The 19,990-nt window shown below is 48.6% G+C and carries 24 protein-coding genes; 1 reads left to right on the top strand and 23 read right to left on the bottom strand.

All coding sequences use genetic code 11. The features are described 5' to 3' along the window. Window positions 1–17: 17 nt before the first annotated feature. The 17 genes from fmt to H6X83_RS06395 form a co-directional block, all read right to left on the bottom strand. Window positions 18–935, bottom strand: coding sequence for a methionyl-tRNA formyltransferase (gene fmt, locus H6X83_RS06475; protein ID WP_212508308.1), 918 nt, complete (start codon window positions 933–935; stop codon window positions 18–20). A gap of 64 nt (window positions 936–999) precedes the next feature. Continuing rightward, window positions 1,000–1,473: a peptide deformylase gene (gene def, locus H6X83_RS06470; protein WP_212508307.1), complete on the bottom strand. Its 474-nt coding sequence runs from the start codon at window positions 1,471–1,473 to the stop codon at window positions 1,000–1,002. Window positions 1,474–1,529: 56 nt separating this feature from the next. Continuing rightward, the gene (gene priA / locus H6X83_RS06465) at window positions 1,530–3,980 is read right to left on the bottom strand and encodes a replication restart helicase PriA (RefSeq protein ID WP_212508306.1); all 2,451 of its coding nucleotides are present in this window, start codon (window positions 3,978–3,980) and stop codon (window positions 1,530–1,532) included. A gap of 24 nt (window positions 3,981–4,004) precedes the next feature. After that, entirely contained in the window at window positions 4,005–4,292 is a 288-nt protein-coding gene (locus H6X83_RS06460; RefSeq protein WP_212508305.1) for a DNA-directed RNA polymerase subunit omega, read from the bottom strand. Next, entirely contained in the window at window positions 4,285–4,902 is a 618-nt protein-coding gene (gene gmk / locus H6X83_RS06455; RefSeq protein ID WP_212508304.1) for a guanylate kinase, read from the bottom strand. The genes H6X83_RS06460 and gmk overlap by 8 nt, the downstream gene beginning before the upstream one ends. After that, window positions 4,886–5,164 (bottom strand): extracellular matrix/biofilm regulator RemA, encoded by a 279-nt coding sequence (gene remA, locus H6X83_RS06450; RefSeq protein ID WP_212508303.1) that lies wholly within the window; start codon window positions 5,162–5,164, stop codon window positions 4,886–4,888. Before remA ends, gmk begins: the two co-directional genes overlap by 17 nt. Before the next feature lie 26 nt (window positions 5,165–5,190). After that, complete coding sequence (locus H6X83_RS06445; protein WP_212508302.1) at window positions 5,191–6,069, bottom strand: YicC/YloC family endoribonuclease; 879 nt, start codon at window positions 6,067–6,069, stop codon at window positions 5,191–5,193. 132 nt (window positions 6,070–6,201) lie between these two features. Continuing rightward, window positions 6,202–7,602: an oxaloacetate decarboxylase subunit alpha gene (locus H6X83_RS06440; protein ID WP_212508301.1), complete on the bottom strand. Its 1,401-nt coding sequence runs from the start codon at window positions 7,600–7,602 to the stop codon at window positions 6,202–6,204. A gap of 14 nt (window positions 7,603–7,616) precedes the next feature. Continuing rightward, complete coding sequence (locus H6X83_RS06435; RefSeq protein WP_212508300.1) at window positions 7,617–8,006, bottom strand: biotin/lipoyl-containing protein; 390 nt, start codon at window positions 8,004–8,006, stop codon at window positions 7,617–7,619. A 42-nt stretch (window positions 8,007–8,048) separates the two neighbouring features. Next, window positions 8,049–9,404 carry a carboxyl transferase domain-containing protein gene (locus tag H6X83_RS06430; RefSeq protein ID WP_212508299.1) on the bottom strand — a complete coding sequence of 452 codons (1,356 nt, stop codon included), beginning with the start codon at window positions 9,402–9,404 and terminating at the stop codon, window positions 8,049–8,051. 157 nt (window positions 9,405–9,561) lie between these two features. Continuing rightward, complete coding sequence (locus H6X83_RS06425) at window positions 9,562–10,329, bottom strand: pseudouridine synthase (RefSeq protein ID WP_212508298.1); 768 nt, start codon at window positions 10,327–10,329, stop codon at window positions 9,562–9,564. Between the two features lie 40 nt (window positions 10,330–10,369). Next, the gene (locus H6X83_RS06420; RefSeq protein WP_425489205.1) at window positions 10,370–11,548 is read right to left on the bottom strand and encodes a D-alanyl-D-alanine carboxypeptidase family protein; all 1,179 of its coding nucleotides are present in this window, start codon (window positions 11,546–11,548) and stop codon (window positions 10,370–10,372) included. A 40-nt stretch (window positions 11,549–11,588) separates the two neighbouring features. After that, complete coding sequence (gene ytfJ, locus H6X83_RS06415; protein ID WP_212508296.1) at window positions 11,589–12,026, bottom strand: GerW family sporulation protein; 438 nt, start codon at window positions 12,024–12,026, stop codon at window positions 11,589–11,591. Continuing rightward, a complete protein-coding gene (locus tag H6X83_RS06410; protein ID WP_212508295.1) occupies window positions 12,004–12,675 on the bottom strand; it encodes a DUF2953 domain-containing protein in 672 nt (223 codons plus the stop codon). Before H6X83_RS06410 ends, ytfJ begins: the two co-directional genes overlap by 23 nt. Next, complete coding sequence (gene scpB, locus H6X83_RS06405; RefSeq protein WP_212508294.1) at window positions 12,672–13,241, bottom strand: SMC-Scp complex subunit ScpB; 570 nt, start codon at window positions 13,239–13,241, stop codon at window positions 12,672–12,674. Before scpB ends, H6X83_RS06410 begins: the two co-directional genes overlap by 4 nt. Next, the gene (locus H6X83_RS06400) at window positions 13,223–13,927 is read right to left on the bottom strand and encodes a segregation and condensation protein A (RefSeq protein WP_246419550.1); all 705 of its coding nucleotides are present in this window, start codon (window positions 13,925–13,927) and stop codon (window positions 13,223–13,225) included. Before H6X83_RS06400 ends, scpB begins: the two co-directional genes overlap by 19 nt. A gap of 35 nt (window positions 13,928–13,962) precedes the next feature. Continuing rightward, window positions 13,963–14,682 carry a site-2 protease family protein gene (locus H6X83_RS06395; protein ID WP_212508292.1) on the bottom strand — a complete coding sequence of 240 codons (720 nt, stop codon included), beginning with the start codon at window positions 14,680–14,682 and terminating at the stop codon, window positions 13,963–13,965. A gap of 197 nt (window positions 14,683–14,879) precedes the next feature. Between H6X83_RS06395 and rpmB the strand changes: the two genes are divergently transcribed. Next, a complete protein-coding gene (rpmB, locus tag H6X83_RS06390) occupies window positions 14,880–15,068 on the top strand; it encodes a 50S ribosomal protein L28 (RefSeq protein WP_212508291.1) in 189 nt (62 codons plus the stop codon). Between the two features lie 117 nt (window positions 15,069–15,185). On the opposite strand, the gene plsY is transcribed toward rpmB, so the two are convergent. From plsY to H6X83_RS06360, 6 genes are all read right to left on the bottom strand, one after another. Further along, a complete protein-coding gene (plsY, locus tag H6X83_RS06385) occupies window positions 15,186–15,872 on the bottom strand; it encodes a glycerol-3-phosphate 1-O-acyltransferase PlsY (RefSeq protein ID WP_212508290.1) in 687 nt (228 codons plus the stop codon). Window positions 15,873–15,898: 26 nt separating this feature from the next. Further along, window positions 15,899–17,224 carry a ribosome biogenesis GTPase Der gene (der, locus tag H6X83_RS06380; RefSeq protein WP_212508289.1) on the bottom strand — a complete coding sequence of 442 codons (1,326 nt, stop codon included), beginning with the start codon at window positions 17,222–17,224 and terminating at the stop codon, window positions 15,899–15,901. Next, window positions 17,217–18,533 (bottom strand): DUF512 domain-containing protein, encoded by a 1,317-nt coding sequence (locus H6X83_RS06375; RefSeq protein ID WP_212508288.1) that lies wholly within the window; start codon window positions 18,531–18,533, stop codon window positions 17,217–17,219. Before H6X83_RS06375 ends, der begins: the two co-directional genes overlap by 8 nt. A 157-nt stretch (window positions 18,534–18,690) precedes the next feature. Then, window positions 18,691–18,873 carry a 50S ribosomal protein L32 gene (gene rpmF / locus H6X83_RS06370; RefSeq protein WP_212508287.1) on the bottom strand — a complete coding sequence of 61 codons (183 nt, stop codon included), beginning with the start codon at window positions 18,871–18,873 and terminating at the stop codon, window positions 18,691–18,693. A gap of 17 nt (window positions 18,874–18,890) precedes the next feature. Further along, window positions 18,891–19,406 (bottom strand): YceD family protein, encoded by a 516-nt coding sequence (locus H6X83_RS06365; protein WP_212508286.1) that lies wholly within the window; start codon window positions 19,404–19,406, stop codon window positions 18,891–18,893. A gap of 158 nt (window positions 19,407–19,564) precedes the next feature. Continuing rightward, complete coding sequence (locus H6X83_RS06360; protein WP_212508285.1) at window positions 19,565–19,981, bottom strand: hypothetical protein; 417 nt, start codon at window positions 19,979–19,981, stop codon at window positions 19,565–19,567. Window positions 19,982–19,990 lie beyond the last annotated feature (9 nt).

Genomic DNA, 19,990 nt, shown 5'->3' with positions numbered 1-19,990 from the left:
TAAGAAATTTCTCCTTTTCAGAACGGCAGCATCTTGCCCTCCGGCATAGGATGGCCACACAGAAAATCAGCAGCGGTCATCATTTTCTTTCCGGCAGGCTGCACTTGTGTTATCTGAAGTGCGGTGCCGCCGCCGCAGCTGACTGTGAAGTCAGCGCTTACGCTGCCGGGCGTGCCAACTGCATCGGAACTGACAACTTTGCTGTTGTAAATTTTCAGCAGTTTGCCGCCAAACATGGTGGAAGCCACCGGCCAGGAATTTAAGCCACGAATCTGATTGTGTATTTCCTGTGCCGTCCGGTTCCAGTCAATCGGGCTGAAAGATTTATCCAGCATAGCAGCATAAGGGGTTGTTGTCTCTCCCTGCGGCCGCGGTTTAATTGTATCCAACTGTGCCAATGTTTGAACCAGCAGAGAAGCACCCATTACCGCAAGCCGGTCATGCAGTTCGTCTGCTGTTTCATCCGCGCCAATGGGGGTTGCCTCCTGCAGCAGCATATCACCGGTGTCCAGCCCCTCTGCCATATACATGGTGGTCACACCTGTCTGTGCATCTCCGTTGAGCACGGACCATTGAATGGGAGCTGCGCCCCGGTACGCCGGCAGCAGAGAAGCATGCACATTAATGCAGCCTTTATCGGGAACTTCCAAAATTGCTTTCGGCAGAAGCTTTCCGTAGGCCACCACAACTGCGGCCTCCGGCTTCAATTCAGAAAATGCCTGCGCTGCCTCGGGTGTACGCAGCGTTTTAGGCTGAAACACCGGAATCCTTGCAGACTGTGCCAGTACCTTGACCGGCGGTGGAGTCAGCGTATATCCCCTTCCCTTTGGTTTATCCGGCTGCGTGTAAACACCGCACACCTCGTGTCCGGCATCCAGCAGTGCCTGCAGACACGGTACGGCAAAATCAGGAGTACCCATAAAAACGATACGCATTGTTTGCTCACCAATCCTGTTACGAAGTTTATTACAAAAAGCGGAAAATATGCATGGAACTCATTCAGTGCATCTTCTGCAGTTCTTCCTCTGTCAGAAAATGCTCAACATGAGAGAGGAACACAATCCCATTCAAATGATCAATTTCGTGGCAGCAGGCCAGTGCAAAAAAGTCCTCGGCATCCACTTCAAAGAAAGAACCGTCGCGGTGCTGTGCACGAACTTTTACATGCTTCGGGCGGTGCGTAACACCCCAGCGGTTTGGAAAAGACAGACAGCCTTCCACGCACTCCTGCTCGCCCTCCTGCAGCAGAAACTCGGGGTTTACAAGCTCCACGCGGCCTTCACCAACATCAATTACCACAGCGCGGCGGCGAATGCCCACCTGCGGCGCGGCCAAACCCACGCCGTCCGCCTGCTTCATGGTATCATACATGTCATCCAGCAGCTCTCCCAGCTTTGCATCGAATTTTTCAACTGGACGGCAAACCACTTTCAGACACGGATCATTCCCTTTGCGTATATTGCGGATTCCCATGATAAATTCCTCCTAAAAGATTTGAAATGTAATTGCTAGAACTATTTTTACCGAACCTAAAGGACTGTGTCCGGGTTCATATCTGCGAAAGCAGTAACGTGCTTAAACTTTTTCTCTCCTGCAAAATGGACCAGAAGTCTGGAAATCATTTGCCGGAAAAGGCGGCTGTTTCTGCACTTTAAAAGCAGTTTATAGCGATACTTGCCACCCGCACGCAGGATATGCGCCGGTGATGGATTCAGTACCCGCAGAGGCAGCTGCCGGTACTCTGTCTTTGCCAACTGACGCAGTTGCTGCAAGAAAACCATGCTGCCGCCGCGTACTTCCTGTTCATTGCTTCCAACGAAGCCAACAACACACAAATCCGCAAACGGCGGATAAAGCATTAGCTTCCGCAGGGGCAGTTCCTGCTGATAAAATGCCGGATAGTTCTGGCTGGCCGCCAGTGCAAAAACTGGATTTTCCGGCGTGAAAGTCTGCAAAAACGCCCTGCCGCGAAAGCGTCCCCTGCCAGCACGCCCAACCACCTGCGTCAGCAGATCAAATGTACGCTCTGTGCTGCGAAAATCGTCATTGTACAGTGACTGATCTGCAGAAAGGACACCGACTACTGTTACATTTTCAAAGTCAAGCCCTTTTGCCACCATCTGTGTGCCGACAATTAAATCATATTCTCCGTCTGCAAACTGCCGCAGCTTGTCTTCGTAGGCATACCGGCTCATGGTAGCATCCGCGTCCAGCCGCAGGATACGTGCCCGTGGCAGCAGTTCCTGCAGCTGTTCTTCCGCTTTTTGCGTGCCCGCGCCAGTGTAGCGCAGATGCTTTCCGTGGCACTCGGGACATTCCGCAGTCATTGGTACAGAATATCCGCAGTAATGACACATCAGGCGGTTGTTTGCCGCATGATAAGTAAGTGAAATGCTGCAGTTCGGACAGGTCATAACATGTCCGCAGTCCTGACAGGAAGCAAAAGTATTGTAACCGCGCCGATTCAGCAGCAGAATGGATTGCCGTTTCTGCTCCAGATTTTCCCGCAGTGCCGTTAGTAATGGCCAGCTAAGTACCGACGCATTCCCGTTTCGCAGTTCCTCATTCATGTCGCAGATACAGACTTCCGGCAACTGTGCTTCACCATAGCGCTGTGAAAGCGTTTCCAGCCCAATTTTACCCGTCTGTGCGGCATAGTAAGTTTCCACACAGGGTGTTGCGGATGCAAGCAGCAGCAATGCCCGGTGGTATCTGCATCGAAACCACGCAACCTCTTTTGCGTGATACCGCGGAGAACTTTCCGACTGATAAGTAGATTCCTGCTCTTCATCCACAATAATCAAACCAATATGTGCAAGCGGAGCAAAAATTGCCGAACGGGTACCTACAACAACAGTTGCTTCACCCCGTTTTACGCGCTTCCACTCATCCATGCGCTCGCCCACAGAAAGTCCACTGTGAAAAACAGCCACTTTTTTTCCGTAACGCTGCTGAAAAATATGAACAGACTGCGGTGTCAGTGAGATTTCGGGAACCATCAGAATTACATCGCGCCCATCCTGCAGTACCTGGTCAATCAGGCAGAGATATACGCTGGTTTTTCCACTTCCCGTCACGCCATAGAGCAAGGAATATGTTGCTTCTCCTGCACGATACGCCGCCAACAAATGCTCATAAGCTGTTTCCTGCTCCGGTGAAAGATGAATTGGAGTCTGTTCTCCAGTTTCTGTACATTCGCCAGTCAAATAAGGTGTCCGGTAGGTTTCCTGCTCATATTCGTCGCAGACGCCGTGTGCCGTCATATTCTTGATTACAGCAGGCGTAACCCCTGTAAAGTAGCAAACTTCCTTAACGGAAGCGCACCCGGCGTCCTGCAGGACATGAAAGACCTCACGCTGCCGAGGCGTCAGCTTCAACGGGTCCGGAAGCGGCTCATGCAGGCGCACCATTTTCATGGAGGCATCCCCCATGCGGCGAACCGGGTCCATCGTACGCTGCAAAATGCCATTTCTGCACAAATCATCAAGCACCAGTGAATCTGGGGACAGCCCCGCCTGCCGCAAAAGCTTTCCTTTTTCCAGTGAAGACTGACGCAGCAGCGGCAGAGCCGCCGCCTGCTTTTCCGGCGGTAAAGTCTGAACCGTCTCCTTGGTTACCCCCACCGCCAGCGCATAGATACTCTGCATACGATAAGTAAGACCAGCTGGCAACAATAACCGCACTGCATCAAAAAGCGTACAATAATAGCGTTCTTTCAGCCATGGAATTAAAAAAAGCATTTCATTTGAAAGAAGCGGTGCTTCATCCAGCACCGCTTGCAAAAACTTTATTTTTGCATTGCCCTCCGCTTCATGTACAGACAGAATCATTCCTTGGCAAACACGGTTTGCCGTACCAAACGGAACCTGCACACGGCAGCCGGGCACAGCCTTTTCTGCTAAAGAAGCAGGTACTGCATAGTCAAAGTCTTTGTCAAAATGATAGACTGTATTCTCTACAGCGACCCTGACCATCAGCATTAGCGGCTTCCTCCGTAAAAAAACTTATTCTTCCCCGTTTTCATTTAAAGCAGAGGCATCTAAAAACTGCTGCTCAATTTTCTGCTCTTTTGCTTCATCGGCTTCTTCATCTTCATTGCGGTCAGTTTCCGTAATACGATACTGGTGCTCTTCCAGTTCCTCCACAGCCAGCTCTACTGGTTTTTCGTCGAGCACCTCACCCTGTTCTTCTGCCTCAGAGGCAATTTCGCGGGCACGCTTGGAAACACCAACGCACAGAGCATAGCGGCTCTGACCCGGTTCTGTCAAAAGATCTGCAATCGGTTTAATCATTGTTCAGCACCCCTTCTATCAGCGCCGGATTCCGGCTGATTTTGTGTTTTTCAGAAGAAATGATTGTAGCAATTTCCTCCGCTGCTTCTTCAATCGTATCATTTATTACTGCATAATCATAGTGCTTTGCCTGCAGTATTTCCTCTTTTGCTGCATTTAAACGTTTCTGTACCACTGCTTCTGCTTCTGTACCGCGTCCTCGCAGCCGTTCTCCCAGTTCTTTTACAGACGGCGGCAAAATAAAAACGCCAACACTATCCGGCTCCAGCCGACGCACCTGTGCACCGCCCTGCACCTCGATTTCCAGAAAAACATCGCACCCCTCGTTCAGCCATTTTTCAATCGGTGCACGCGGTGTACCGTAGCAATTACCGCAGTACTCTGCACTTTCAAGCAGAGCATTTTCCTGTTTCATCTGTGCAAACTGTTCTTTAGAAACAAAGAAGTATTCGCGTCCATCCTGTTCGCCGGGCCGTGGCTGCCGCGTAGTTGCAGAAACAGAAAGCCGCGCCTCTGGATGTTTTGCAAAGTAAGCTTTCAAAACAGTTCCCTTCCCAGTTCCGGAAGGGCCTGAAAAGACGATTAGCAGTCCTTTATTCGTCACTTCCATCCAGCTCCTCATCTTCAAGTTCATCGTCTTTATCGTTCAGACGGTTCGCAACGGTTTCTGGCTGCACAGCGGACAAAATTACATGTTCGCTGTCCATAATGATAACCGCGCGCGTACGACGCCCATAGGTTGCATCAATTAACGTTCCACGCTCTTTGGCATCCTGAATAATCCGCTTGATTGGTGCAGACTCCGGGCTGACTATTGCCACCAAACGATTTGCAGAAACCATGTTGCCAAAACCGATATTAATCAGTTTCATTGTGTTTCCCCCTGACTTTCAGACTTTCACTCTATGTTCTGAATTTGTTCGCGGATTTTTTCAATTTCCGCCTTTATGTCAACAACGACATAAGCAATCTGTGTATCAGAGCATTTGGAGCCGATTGTATTTGCCTCGCGGTTCATTTCCTGCACCAAAAAGTCCAGCTTGCGGCCAACAGGTTCCACAGACTCCAGCATTGTGTGAAACTGTGCAATGTGGCTGCGCAGACGTACGGTTTCTTCATCTACGGCTACCTTGTCGGCGAACACTGCCGCTTCTGTTAAAATGCGCTGCTCATCCACGGCCTTGTCCTGCAAAACCTCCTGCAAGCGAGAATACAAATGCTTGCGGTAAGCTTCTACTGTTTCCGGGGAACGGCGCTCCACCTGTTCTACCAGCTCCAGAACGTGATTGGCACGTGCTGCCACATCCTCTTTCATCTTCTGGCCCTCGGTAATGCGCATATGCAGAAAAGAAGTAATTGCTTTGTCGGTTACTTCTTTCACGTCTGCCCAAACTGCATCTTCATCCTCAGGCTTGTGATAAATCGCAAAAATATCGCTGAATTTTGACAGCGTGGATGCAGAAATATCGTCTTCCAAGCCATATTCATTGCAAAGCTCCCGCAAAGCGGAAACATAGCCTGCTGCTACGCTGTGATTGACCGAAATCTGTACATCTTTATCCTCAGTTGACTCTACCGAAATGAAAACATCGACCTTGCCGCGTGAAATGTAATTCTGAATATAATTTTTAATTTTGTCTTCCAAAAATCCATATCCGCGGCTGATGCGTGTTGTCAGTTCAAAATAACGATGATTGACAGACTTGATTTCTACCTGAATATGCCGCCCGCCAACCATTTCCTCCTGCCGGCCATAGCCGGTCATGCTTTTTATCAAAAAACCATCTCGTTTTCCACAGAGAAATTGATTTGCATACTTATTTATTGTATCAGGTTTATCCCCTGCTTGTCAACCGTAAGGAAAGGCAGCTTTTCCAACAGGAAAGGCTGCCCTTTAAAATTTGTTAACTCAAACCGGATGAATCTGTGCCTGTGCATCCGCATGCTTTTCATCTACTCCGTATTTGGCAGCAGCGCGCTTTTTGAAGAAGTCCGTTGCCACTTTCGGGAACATTGCGTAAGAAAGCACGTCTTCTTCCTGTTCCGTCCACTCTGCACACTCTTTGCGTAAAGTATCAAGCTCCGGTTTCAGCAAGTCTGCCGGACGGCAGGTAATCCTCGGCTGATCACCGATGATTTTCTTTGCAAATTCTTCATCAATCGGCATTGGAGTTGTGCCGTACTTGCCGGCAACCAAGTCCTTAAACTCATTGGTGCACATTTTATAACGCTCGCCGGTAATCACGTTAAACACAGCCTGCGTGCCAACAATCTGAGAAGTCGGAGTAACCAGCGGCGGATAGCCCGCGTCTTTACGTACACGCGGTACTTCCTGCAGTACGTCTTCCAACTGTTCGGCTTTGCCCGCCTGCTTCAGCTGAGAAAGCAGATTGCTCAACATTCCGCCCGGCACCTGATACAGCAGCGCCTTGGTGTTGGTTGCCAGCATACTCTGGTCAAGCAAACCGCTTTCGATATATTTCTTGCGCAGCTTCATGAAATATTCCCGAATTTCACCGAATACTTTCAGGTCAATTCCGGTATCATACTCTGTTCCCTGCAATGCTGCAACCATAGACTCTGTAGGCGCGTGGGAAGTACCCAGTGCCAGCGGAGAAATGGCTGTATCAATTACATCCGCACCCGCCTCAATGCCTTTGAGTAGGCACATGGATGCTAAACCGGAAGTATAATGTGTATGCAGTTGGATGGGCAGCTGCACAGCCTTTTTCAATGCGGAAACAAGTTCGTATGTCTTATACGGTGTCAGCAGCGCTGCCATGTCCTTAATACAGATGGAGTCCGCACCGGCTTCTTCAATCTGCTTTGCATACTTCACATAGTAATCAGTTGTAAACACCGGCCCGGTGGTATAGGAAATTGCGACCTGCGCGGTGGCACCTTCCTTTTTGGCAGCTTTAATCGCCGTCTGTAAATTTTTGATGTCGTTCAGCGCATCAAAAATACGAATAATATCAATGCCGTTTGCAACACTGCGCTGCACAAAATATTCCAGCACATCGTCCGCATAGTGGCGGTAGCCCAGCATATTCTGACCGCGGAACAGCATCTGCAGCTTTGTGTTCGGGCAGTGCTTGCGCAGAATACGCAGGCGTTCCCACGGATCTTCGTTCAGAAAGCGCAGGCAGCTGTCAAAGGTCGCACCGCCCCAGCACTCCAGTGAGTAATAGCCCACCTTATCCAGCTTGTCCAGAATCGGCAGCATGTCGCTCATCGGCATACGAGTGGCAATCAGGGACTGCGGTGCATCGCGCAGGGCAACTTCGGTAATTCCAATTTTCTTTGTCATGTCCTGCTACCCCCTCAGTGGAGAGAAACGAGCGGTGTACCGGACTCCACGCTCTGTCCCTTGGTAACCAGAACACTGTCAACAACAGCATCATGCGGAGCCATGATTTCATTTTCCATCTTCATGGCTTCCAAAATGACAAGCACATCACCAGATTTTACATTCTGGCCTGCCTGTACCTTTACGTTAACAATCGTGCCGGGCATTGGGCTGTTAATGACTTCTGCATCAGCAGCTGGCTTTGCCGCCGGAGCAGCGGCTGCCGGAGCCGGAGCAGCAGCTTTGGGCGCAGCCGGTTTGGCTGCCGGTGCTGCTCCGGGTGAAGAAACTGCAGCTGCGGAATCCTGTTCTTCAACCTGTACATCATAAGGAACACCGTTAACGGTGATTTTCAGATTTTTCATTGATAGTTCCTCCTTCTATAAGCAAACGGCTATTGTTCCAAATTAAAGCTGAATATTGCTGTGCTTTTTCGGCATAGTGGAAACGCGTTTGGAAGAAAGCATTTCCAACGCACAAATCAATTCCGCACGGGTCTCTTCCGGCTGAATTACATTTTCGATCAAGCCCTGTTCAGCGGCTTTCAGCGGATTGCTCTCCTGCTCCGCGTACTGGGCAATCAATTTCTTGCGGTCGCTCACCGGGTCGGCAGAACCATTCAAGCGGTCATTCCACAGGAAAATTGCACCTGTTTCAGGAGCCAGAGCGGAAATAACAGCCTGCGGCCACGCCATTGTGTAATCCGCATTTGCGCCGCGGCCGGAAGTTACAATATAGACCGGGCCGTATGCATTTCCCACCAGCACAGAAATTTTTGCAGCAGTTGCTTCTGCATAAGCATCCGAAAGCATTGCCGCCGCACGCAGAGAAGTAAATTTCTCAGCATTCACAAAACTAACCAGCGGCATATTAAATGCGTCGCAGAAACGAATGAAACGAGCCGCCTTTGCGCAGGCATCTGCATCCAGTTCACCGTCATATGCAAGCAAACCCACAGTTGCGCCGCAGCCAATTCCCGCTAATGCTGTAAAAGCCGTTTTGCCAAACTCCGCAGTAAGTTCCTGCAGGGAACCAGCGTTAGCTACAGCCTTAGCTGCATCCTTGGCAGAATTGCCTGCAGCAGGAACAGCTATGCCGTCATTTTCATCTTCAAAGCCGACCGCGTCCAAATTATTGGAGGGCAGCTTTGCAATCAGGCTGCGCACAGCTGCAACTGCCTCTTTCTCTGTTTTCGCTGTAATTGCAGCATTTCCCTCTTTTGCGGCTGCTTCTGCACTGCCGCCTTCTCCGTTAGACGCAATGGTCAGTTCGCCTTTATCAGACATCACGACAAAATCCGCGCAGGACGCAATCATTGCCGAAGTACCAATGCAGGGACCGAGAATCAGCGAAATCTGCGGAACAACGCCGGAAAGCGCGTTTGCTTCCCGCAGAATGTCACCATAGGCATGCAGAAGGTCGGCACCTTCCTGTAATTTACCGCCAATGGAGTCATAAATGCCAACCACCGGCACACCGCTTTTTGCAGCAAGAGCGTAAACTTTGCTGATTTTCTGTGCCTGCGCTTTGCTGACAGCACCGCCGGAAATATCGCTGCTTTGCGCAAAGGCATATACCGGGCATCCTTCCACGGTTCCATAACCTGCGGCTGCCTCAGTGTAATTTCCTGCTGATTTTGCAAAGTGATCGATTTTCAGGAAGCGCCCCTCATCGAAGAGCGCGCTGAGCCGTTTGCTTCCAGTGGTGTTTTTTAAGAGATCGCGTGCATCCTGCAGCGACTCAGCCGCACCGGTATTGCTCATGATTGACTCCTCCGTTTGCATAAATTTGAAAAAATCCGCCTTGTTTTAGGCAAATGATAAATCTATAACAATTAAATTATAAATGAAATACTTGTATTTAGCAAGTGTTTCTTGTGTTTTTTGTTGAAATAGGGTACAAAAAATGATTTTAAACACATCAATCCTTGTGATGGTCAGCAGGCTGTGTTTGTTCACGTCTGTCCGCTTTTGCAGCAGTGGTCAGCTGTTTTACTTCCTGTGCTGTCAGATATCGCCACTCGCCCGGCTGCAGCATTCCCAAGCGCAGATTACCAATAGCGGTACGCTTCAGCCGCGCAACTTCCAACCCAACTGCTTCACACATTTTTCGAATCTGGCGGTTTCTGCCTTCGTGCAAAATAATTTCCATCACCACACGGCCACTTTCCTGGTGCAGCACCTTCACCTGCGCCGGTGCTGTTTTTCTGCCGTCAATCATAATACCGACTGTCAACTGTGTCAGCTGCTCCTCGGTAATCCCCGGACGAACCGTTACGCGGTAGGTTTTTGGCACATGGCGGGAGGGGTGCATCATTGCGTTTGCGAATTCACCGTCATTCGTCATCAGCAGCATGCCTTCACTTTCACGGTCAAGCCGTCCCACCGGATACACGCGCACGGGTACTTCTTGCACCAATTCGGCCACACATTTGCGGTCGCGTTCATCCGACATAGTCGTAATAAAGCCGCGTGGCTTGTGCAGCACCAAATAAACAGACGCCGTATGTGTATTGAGCAACTTGCCATGTACTGTGATTTTATCATGCTTCGGGTCTGCTTTATCACCTACCTGCGCAGTGCGATCATTTACTTTTATATATCCAGCAGAAATCATTTCTTCTGCTTTGCGGCGGGAAGCAACACCGGCATCCGCCAAAATCTTTTGCAATCGAATTTTTTCTGTCATATCTTTTATCCTTAATTTAAATTTTTATCAATCGGGTCAATTACCGGAATAAACTTTGGAAAAAGCAAACGACTTTCTGCCAAAAATTTTGCTGTGTCGTACCCTGCGCTGCCACTGGGCCGGCTGTCAGCGCTGTGTGCCCCACTTCGCGGCCATTCACCAGGTAAGAAACCTGCCCTACCAGGTCGCCCTTTTCCAGTGGTGCATACAAAAAATGTGGAAGCTCCACTCTGCGCTCTAGTGTTGCATCCTTTGGCAAAACCAGTGTGCTGCCCGCTTCCCCCGTTACCTGCACACTTGCTGCACTGCCGCCAATCAACGGCAGTGAAACTGAATAGGTACTGTCGTCCAATGTAACGGATTTTAACTTTGTAAAGCCATAGTCCAACATTGTCTGATGGTCTTTCCAGTCGTCCGGTGCGTTCAGTGTAACCGCAATGAGCCGTACGCCGTTTCTCTGCGCACAGCTCACCAGACATCTGCCAGATTTTTTGGTAAAACCGGTTTTTACACCAATACAGCCCTGATACTGCGCCAACAGTTTGTTGTGATTCGTGTACATTCGTGTGCAGGCAGGCTGTGCAAAAGCCACTTTTACTGACTTTCGCGAGGTAATCGCCGCAAATGTTTCATTTTTCATAGCCGCACAGGCAAGCTTTGCCATATCTTCCGCAGTGGAATAATGCTCATCATTGTCCAATCCGGACGGCGTAACAAAATGCGAGCTTGCCATGCCGAGTTCCTGTGCACGCTGATTCATTTTTTTTGCAAAAGCGACCGGGCCGCCCGCCAAAGCATAAGAAGCCACTATCGCAGCGTCATTGCCGGAGGTACTGAGCATTCCTGCCGCCAGGCCGCTGAGACTAATGCGGTCACCCGACTGCAGCCCCATAGAAGAACCCTCCACCCGCAGCATATCGGCAGTGACTTCTACTACGCGGTTATTACAGGCTGCCGCTTCCAAAGTAAGCAATGCGGTCATGATTTTTGTAGTGCTAGCCATTGGCCTCTTTTGCTGCGCATTTTTTGCCCAAAGAGTACTGCCGTCCACAGCGTTCACCAAAATTGCCGACTGCGCAGATACAGACAATTCCGGCTTTGTTTCAGCGTGTACGGGATACACGCTAAACACGGAAGCTGCCGTAAACACTGTCACAATTACTGCCGTTGCTTTTTTTACAAAATTTTTAGAAATTGTTTTCTGATACAAAACAACCACCTGCCCTCGAATAACTTGTATGCAGGCGGCTGCTTAAAAATTATACCTGTGGTTCCACAGGGAAAGTTTCTTCTGCAGAAGCAGGCTGATTTTCTTTTTTCTGTTTCTTGCTGTTTAGCATTTCGTTAACTTTATCTACAATATCTGGCACCATGCCAACAATGCGGTCTGCTGAAGAATTGTAGGGGTCAATCTGCAGCATTTTAACGTTTCCGTTGGAAATCGTCAAAAAAGCTACCGGATTAATGGTAACACCTGCACCGGCACCGCCACCAAAAAATTCTTTATCCGGACTTGCTTTGCAGGCAAAGTCTGAACCGCCGGATGCGAAACCATAGCTAATCTTAGAAATTGGAATAATGATTGTTCCTTCGGGAGAAGTAATCGGATCCCCGACAATCGTGTTGATGTCCACCATCTGCTTAATATTATTCAGGGTTGTGTCCATCATGCCTTCAATCGGATGATTGCTGCTCATTTACTGCACCGCCTTTTCTTTTTGTTTGTTCATCGTCTAGTTTAGCCGATTTTACTGTTTTCATGTATCTGATCAGCGCCTGGGCAGCTGTAATCAGCAGAACTGCTACACGGATTTTTACATCCGCTTCCCCTTGAATCTGCGTTTTACCGGACTGAAAATCCGGAACAACCGCAACTTCAAATTTTTTACATTTCATTGTCCCGGTCAGTACAGAAAAGGACGGGTAAACAACCGCACACACCTTTCCGTACATCAAAGCAGTTTCTGCCGCATCTTCGTTTGCTACCGAAACATGCAAAGAAAGTTTTTTCGCGCGCAGATGAGTAAATAATCTTTTGAGAGTGCCGCCTGCAATTTCCACTAACGAACGCAGCAGATGCAGCAGGCCTTCCAGACCTTTCTCGCGATAAACAGTTTGAAAAATATTTTCCTTTTTAGGCTTCTCTTCCTCCTGCTTTTTGGCTTTCTTTGCCTGTTCCTTCTTTTTGGGGGGCTTTTTCTTCTGCGGAAAAATCGTAAACGTAAAGCACAAGTAAGATATTTTCAGACCAAGTTCCTTATAATAGGAGATTCGCAGGCGGACGGAAGCCATTGTCAGAAGAAAACCAAGCAAAGTCAAAACCAGGAAAACTTTTAAAAATGTCATGGCACCGCCTCCGCCGACTGACTGACTGAGACTTTATCCCCGTCTTCAGGTTGTTCTGTCGGTTTCAGCGGCGGCAGTTCTTCCAAAGTGGAAATACTCATGCAGCGCAGAAAATTCGGGGTCGTGCCATAAAGCAGCGGTCGGCCGGGCAATTCCAAGCGTCCGCGCTCCTCCACTAAGCCCTTTTGGCACAGACTTCCTACTACGCCAGCGGAATCCACCCCACGGATTTGCTCTACAAATGCCTTGGTGACCGGCTGATTGTAAGCGATAATTGCAAGCACTTCCAAGGCAGCCTGCGAAAGCGGCGCATTGTGGCGAATCTCCAACAATGCCCGCACCTGCCGTGCAAAAGCAGGTGTGCTGCACATTTGGTAGCTGTCCTCCACCCGAATAATTTGAATACCCAGATTTGCCGCATTAAAAGCTACACGGGTTTTCTCCGCAAGTGTCAATGCCTGCGCAGAGTCAATTTCCAGTACTTCGGCAATTCTGTCCAGTGCCAACGGTTCCCCGCTGGCAAACAGCATTGCCTGCAGAGCGCCGGTCAGTGTTTCGCTTTGCACCTGCGTTCACCTGCCTTTAAAAGTTCAACTGTGGGGTTGTCCGTTTCTCCCTCAATACGTACCCGCTTGCCTTTGACCAGTTCCAGCACAGCAAGAAACGTTGCCACAATTTCCGAACGGTCCTTTTTGTGTACAAAAAGCGCGCGGTAAGATATATTCCTGTCTTTCCACAACCTGCGAAGCACATAGATAATCTGCGAAGCCACAGACACAATGCGGTGTGAAACAAGCGCTGAAAAAGAAGCCTGTGTCGGCGGCGGAGCCACATGACGACCAGCAGCATCATAATACGCCTGCAGCAGTTTTAAGCCATTGAGCGGGCGGCGATAGGTATAGTCCGGCTCAACCGCAGCCGGTTCCCGTGCAAAAGAATCCATGGAGAGTTCTTCACCAATTAACGAAGCCACCCGCTTGCACTCTTCATATTCCAGCAGCTGACCGGATAGTTCCGCACGCAGTGCATCCGCCTCTTCATGCTTTGGAAGCAGATACACTGTTTTAATATAAACCAAACGTGCAGCCATTTCCAGAAATTCGCTGGAAACATCCATATTCTGCTCACGCGCGGCATCAATCTGCTCCATATACTGTTCCAGCACTTCCACAATGGGAATATCACAAATATTGAGTTTGTTTTTTCGAATCAGATACAGCAGCAAATCCAGTGGGCCTTCGAATGTATCCAATTTGTAGGTTAGCTTTTCCATATTTCGTTAGATTATTACACTCCAAGCGCGACAAACGGCAGATTTGCAAGGAACATCACACCTTTTGTAAACAAATTCTGCAAAGCCATCAGCGGTACATCCAAAACGCCAACCAAAAGCAATGCAAACAGCACATACATAATAATGTTCTGATAACGATAGTACATCGCCGTTGCGCGGTCACTCAGGAAAATTGCCAGGATACGGGAACCGTCCAGCGGTGGAATCGGCAACAGGTTGAATGCCGCCAAGGAAATATTGATGGTAACGCACGCGCCTAAAAAGACAACCAGGAAAGAAACAATCGTGCTCGGCACATAGGTGCCGTCTGTAACACTGCCGCCGCTGACTAAAATCACAAGATTCAAAAGAATTGCACTGACGAAAGAAGCAAGCAGATTTGCAAGCGGACCTGCCAGCGCAGTAAGAGCCATGTCGCGCTTCGGCTTTTTAAAATAGCGTGTATCCACCGGCACCGGCTTCGCCCAGCCAAACCCAAACAGAATCAGGCCCACTGCACCAAGTGGATCAACACTGGCCAGCGGGTTAAAAGTCAGCCTGCCGGAATATTTTGCAGTAGGGTCACCCAGCTTTCCCGCAGTCCAGCCGTGTGCAAACTCGTGAAACGGAAGAATGAGAAAAATAATGAGTAATGAGGCCAGAATCTGCGCAATCAGGTTGGACATATCCACGCCCTGTCCGCGAAAGATTGACTGGAGCATACTATATAACATACTGAATAATTCTCCTTATACAACTGAATTCGGTCACATGGGGTATAGTTCATTATAATACGGTTGCGGGCAAAATACAAGGCACTGCGGGCTATGTGCAAAAAGGTAAAAAAATGCTTGCTTTTTCGGGAATCCTCCTGTATAATATATCTGTTATCGCAATATGCATAAGTCCTTTTAAAAGGAGGTGCAGACTCATGGCAAAGTGCGACATTTGCGGCAAGGATATTGCTTTCGGAATTAGAGTTTCCCATTCCCATCGCCGTTCCAATCGAACCTGGAAGCCCAATATTCGTCGTGTAAAAGCAATCGTTGACGGTTCCCCCAAGCGTATTTACGCCTGCACCCGTTGCCTGCGTTCCGGCAAGGTAACTCGAGCTGTCTAAAACAATGTTCTGCGAAAATCAGGAGCCTTTCGAGGCTCCTTTTTTCACGCCATTTTGCGTCAAAAAGCTGCCCATGCATTTTCATTATGTACATGGGCAGCTTTTCTATGGATTTTTTCACTTGTCATGATGCAGAGAAAATTTCTTTTCCGTACCGTGAATCAAACGGCCTATGTTCGCATGGTGCCGACCCACTACAAAAGCAGACAGGAAACACAGCAGCAGTGTAGTAATCACCATGTACCGCAAAGATACCTCCCCTGTTCTGAAAAAGAACAAATAGCTAAATAGCCAGCCCCAAAAGGGGAACGTTGCCGCAGCAACAACTGAACCGAGTGAAACATATTTCGTGAGAAGTGCCAGAATCAGAAAGACAGAAAAATCGCACGCAAGTACTGGTGGTGTAATCATCAGCAAAAAAGAAGCTGTTGTCAGCACACCCTTGCCGCCGCGAAATCCGAAGAAAATGGGATACATATGCCCCAGCACAACCGCAATACCCGCTACATACACACCGTAGCGGTAAAGCTCTGTACTGGTTCCAAGCAGTGCGGAAAAAATGGCCGTACCAATCAGGCAGGAAACCACGCCTTTAAGAAAATCAAAAATGGTTGTCAGCACGCCCGGTTTCATGCCGGCAGTACGCAGAACATTTGTCATGCCTGCGTTGCCGCTGCCCATAGTACGGATATCTTTTTTATCAAACATTTTTGTAAAGATAATTGAAAAGCTGATACTGCCCAGCAGATAGCTGATCACTGCTGTAAGCAAAATTGCTGCAATTAAATTAACAGGATACTGCATGCAGATGCCTCCTCTGAAAACCCAGTTTATTTATCTTTGTCCCTCTCGCGGATAATAAAGCGCACCGGCGTACCGGAAAGTCCAAAGGTTTCCCGGATACGATTTTCCAGATATCTCTGATAAGAAAAATGAAACAGTTCCGCAGAATTTACAAAGCAAACAAATGTTGGCGGACGGGTACTTGCCTGTGTCATATAATAGATCTTTAAGCGGTGGCCCTTATCCGTAGGCGGCTGTACACGTGCAGTCGCCTGTGCCAGCACGTCATTCAGCACACCGGTTGCAATTCGCATCCGGTTAGAAGCTGCAGCCTGCTGAATGGTTTCAAACAAACCATCTATACGTTGCCCGGTTTTCGCGGAAAGGAACAGAATCGGCACATAACTCATGAAAGAAAAATCCTCTTCCAGCCTTGTGCGCATCGCCGCCATAGTGCCGGTTTCCTTCTCCACGGCATCCCATTTGTTGACTGCCACAACACAGGCCTTCCCCGCTTCATGGGCAAGTCCCGCGACCTTAGAATCCTGTTCTGTGAAGCCTTCCAATGCGTCAATCATAATGACGCACACATCCGCCCGTTCAATCGCCATTTGCGCACGCAGAACACTGTAGCGTTCAATCTGGTCGGTCACTTTGTTCTTCCTGCGCAGTCCGGCTGTATCAATCAAGATAAATTTTCCGTACTTGTTTTCCACTTCCGTATCGATTGCGTCACGTGTAGTACCGGCAATATCGGAAACAATGCAGCGATTTTCCCCGGCAATGCAGTTAACCAGCGAGGATTTGCCCACATTGGGCTTTCCAATAATGGCAACTCGAACTACTTCGTCTTCTGCGGTTTCTGCCTCCTCCTCCGGCAAATAGGCAAGTACTTGATCCAAAAGATCACCAGTACCATGCCCATGCACAGAGGAAATTGCAACCGGGTCACCGAGGCCCAGATTATAAAACTCATAAAATTCAGCAGGCGGTTCCCCTACGGAATCACACTTGTTGACGCAAAGGATGACCGGCCGACCGCTTTTCATCAGCATGGTTGCGACTTCAGAGTCAGTGGCCGTAACACCTGAATGCAGGTCGGTAACCATAATAATCACATCCGCGGCATCCATAGCAAGCTGTGCCTGCACACGCATCTGCGAAAGCAAAATATCATTTGTGTTCGGTTCAATGCCGCCGGTATCGATCAGCGTAAATTTTCGGCCGCACCATTCACATTCACCGTAAATGCGGTCCCGCGTGACGCCAGGTGTATCGTCCACAATAGACAGGCGCTGTCCAACTAGTTTGTTAAACAAGGTTGATTTTCCAACATTCGGCCTGCCTACTACTGCAACAACAGGTTTAGACATCTTCTTCACTCCCAGTCACTGCAAGGAACAGTTCATAGCCATCATTCGGCACAACATGAACAGGAACTCCCAGTTCCTGCTGAACCTGTTCCAATGCAATATCATCTAAAAACAAATCTCCCTCATGCCGCAGCATAACACTGGGAATTAAAAGCTCATCCCCAAGATCTTTGCCACGCAGCTGAGAAATCAAATCACCGCCCGTTACAAGGCCGGCAACGGTAATCGTTTCACCAAAGAAACGATTTTTGACAGGATAAACAGTACATTGAAAATTATTGCATTTTCTGCGCAGTTCGTCAAGCAGAGAATGCAAAAAAGGACCAGCCGAAGTTCCGGTTGCAAGCGAAATGTGCCTTGGTTTCTGCGGCAAATTACAGTTATCCATTGCAAAGTGGAATTCCTGTTTCATACTTGCAAATAACCCGACACCGTTTTCCAGTTGGTCAAAGTCACCGTAATAAGCCGGTTCGGGAATCGGCTGCTGTGCCAGAAGATATACCTCATCGGAAGCATAGCAAACGCGGCTGCCGCACTTTACTTGAAACGCATCACCGAAGTGATCCACAATACGAATAACTTCTTGTGCGCCCTCCTTAGTATACGGAGTCAGCGGGTACAACCCTTCGCGAAAGCGTGTTACACCGAGCGGAACCATAGCAATGCTCTGCACATTTGGTACATAACGGCCAAGGTCCGTCAATGTGCGCTCCAATTCTGCGCCGTCATTGATGCCGGGACAAAGTACGACTTGACAGTTTAAGTGGATTCCACCCTCTGCCAATCTCCAGAGAACATCAAGTGACCTGCCGGCAAAACGGTTTCCCATCATCTTTACCCGCAGTTCCGGATTGGTTGTATGAACGGAAACATTGACGGGGCTGATATGCATTTGTAAAATTCGGTCAACTTCCCGCTTGCTTAAATTCGTCAGCGTAATATAATTTCCAAAAAGAAAAGAAAGGCGCGAATCATCATCTTTAAAATACAGACTAGGGCGCATTCCTTTGGGAAGTTGGTCAATGAAGCAAAAAATGCATTTGTTGGCACAGGAGCGCTGCTTGTCCATCAGGTATGTTTCAAAATCCAGTCCGATGGATTCGTACTGGCCCTTGCGAATATCAACTGTGCGTACTTCCCCATCTGTATCTTTTACCTGAATATGCAGGCGGCGGTCAGTCTCATAAAACCGATAGTCCAAGACATCAATAATTTCGTGTTCATTAATGGATATCAGCGTATCGCCAGCCCTAAGGCCGGCAAAATGTGCTGGACTGTCCGGTTCAACCGAAGAGATTTTAACTGCCATGAAATCTTCCTTTCCCGCCGAAAAGGCATACTTCTATTGTTCAATATGCCCCGTACCGCAGAACACATACAAAGAAAAACAGGAGCTGCCCCTGCGAAGCCGGAGCTTCGCAAAATAAGACAACTCCTGGATTTTCCGGAAAATCAGCAGAACATCATTAGATGTCCTTTTTGATAACCTGCCTGCCGTTATAATAACCGCAGTTGCCGCACACCTGGTGTGCAACCTTGTACTCGCCACATTTCGGGCATTTCATCAGAGCAGGAGCGCTAATCTTCCAAACGCTGGAACGCCGTTTGTTCTGTCTTGCACTGGAAAGTTTTGCCTTTGGTACTGCCATGTCAGCACCTCCTTACATTACTCTGGTTTATCTATCAGCTGTTTTAACACCTCAAGTCGAGGGTCAATCTGATGCTGACTGCAACCGCACGGCCCATCATTCAGGTTCTTCCCACAGGTTGGGCAAAGCCCCCTGCAGTCTTCCCTGCACAAAAACTTAGTGGGCAGCGCCAGCAGAATATCTTCCGTCAGCAGACGGTCCAAGTCAAGGGTACCGTCTTCTTCAAGTACAATATACTGGTCATCATCCGCATCCTGTTCATTAGAAAGGGCTTCCACCAAGGTATGAGAGAACCGATAGGTAAAGCGCTTACGAATCTGAGATGTGCAACGGTCACACGGCACTGAAAAATCAAATGCAACTGCAACTGTCATCTGCGCAAACCCGGCATGCATTTCCACTGTTCCTTCTGCTTCCACAGGAGAAACGAATGGATATACCGTATCGAATTCAAGTTTTGAAAGGTCAAATGAATACTGGATGGGAAGGACACTTCCCTCTTCCTGTATTTTCTTTTTCAAATTCAAAAGCATAATACACCTCAACACGCGCTACAATTAATTATTATAGACGCTGTCCTGTTTCTTGTCAAGAAAAACAGAAAAAATTCTTGGAAAAAGCGCAGAAAATGCTGCCGAAAAGCTGTCACGCCCCCGGCAGCATTCTTTTTGGGGAAGATTTCTAAAGGAACTCAGATTTCATTGACAAACTTACGTACTTCATCAGGAATCTCAGCGTTATCCGCAGAAATCAGGAATGTGATGTTGGTATTTGCCATAGCGGCAAGTGCGCTCATCTTCTCTGCAAAGGGAACCAGCTGCTGCAGATCTGGGCCCATAATTTTCAGAGTGGAATCCACCAGAATATCTGTCACATCATAGTTACCTGCGCAAATGCCGCTGATGAAACCAAACAGTGCATCTGCACCCTTAATGCCATAAGCCTCGATGTCCACCAGGCGTGCAGCATGGTCTACATCATATGTGAGTTTGAGGCCCTTCTCAACAACTACAACATTGCCGTTAGAAGCTGCAACTGCAGCGTTTGCGCGCTCGATCAGCTTTTTTGTTTTTCCGGAACCTTTTTTCCCAGTGATGAATGTAATCATGATAATATC

The sequence above is a fragment of the Caproicibacterium amylolyticum genome (assembly GCF_014467055.1).
Lineage (GTDB): Bacteria > Bacillota > Clostridia > Oscillospirales > Acutalibacteraceae > Caproicibacterium > Caproicibacterium amylolyticum.
The sequence above is the reverse complement of the archived record's forward strand: the minus strand, read 5'-3'. Positions and strand labels throughout refer to the sequence as shown.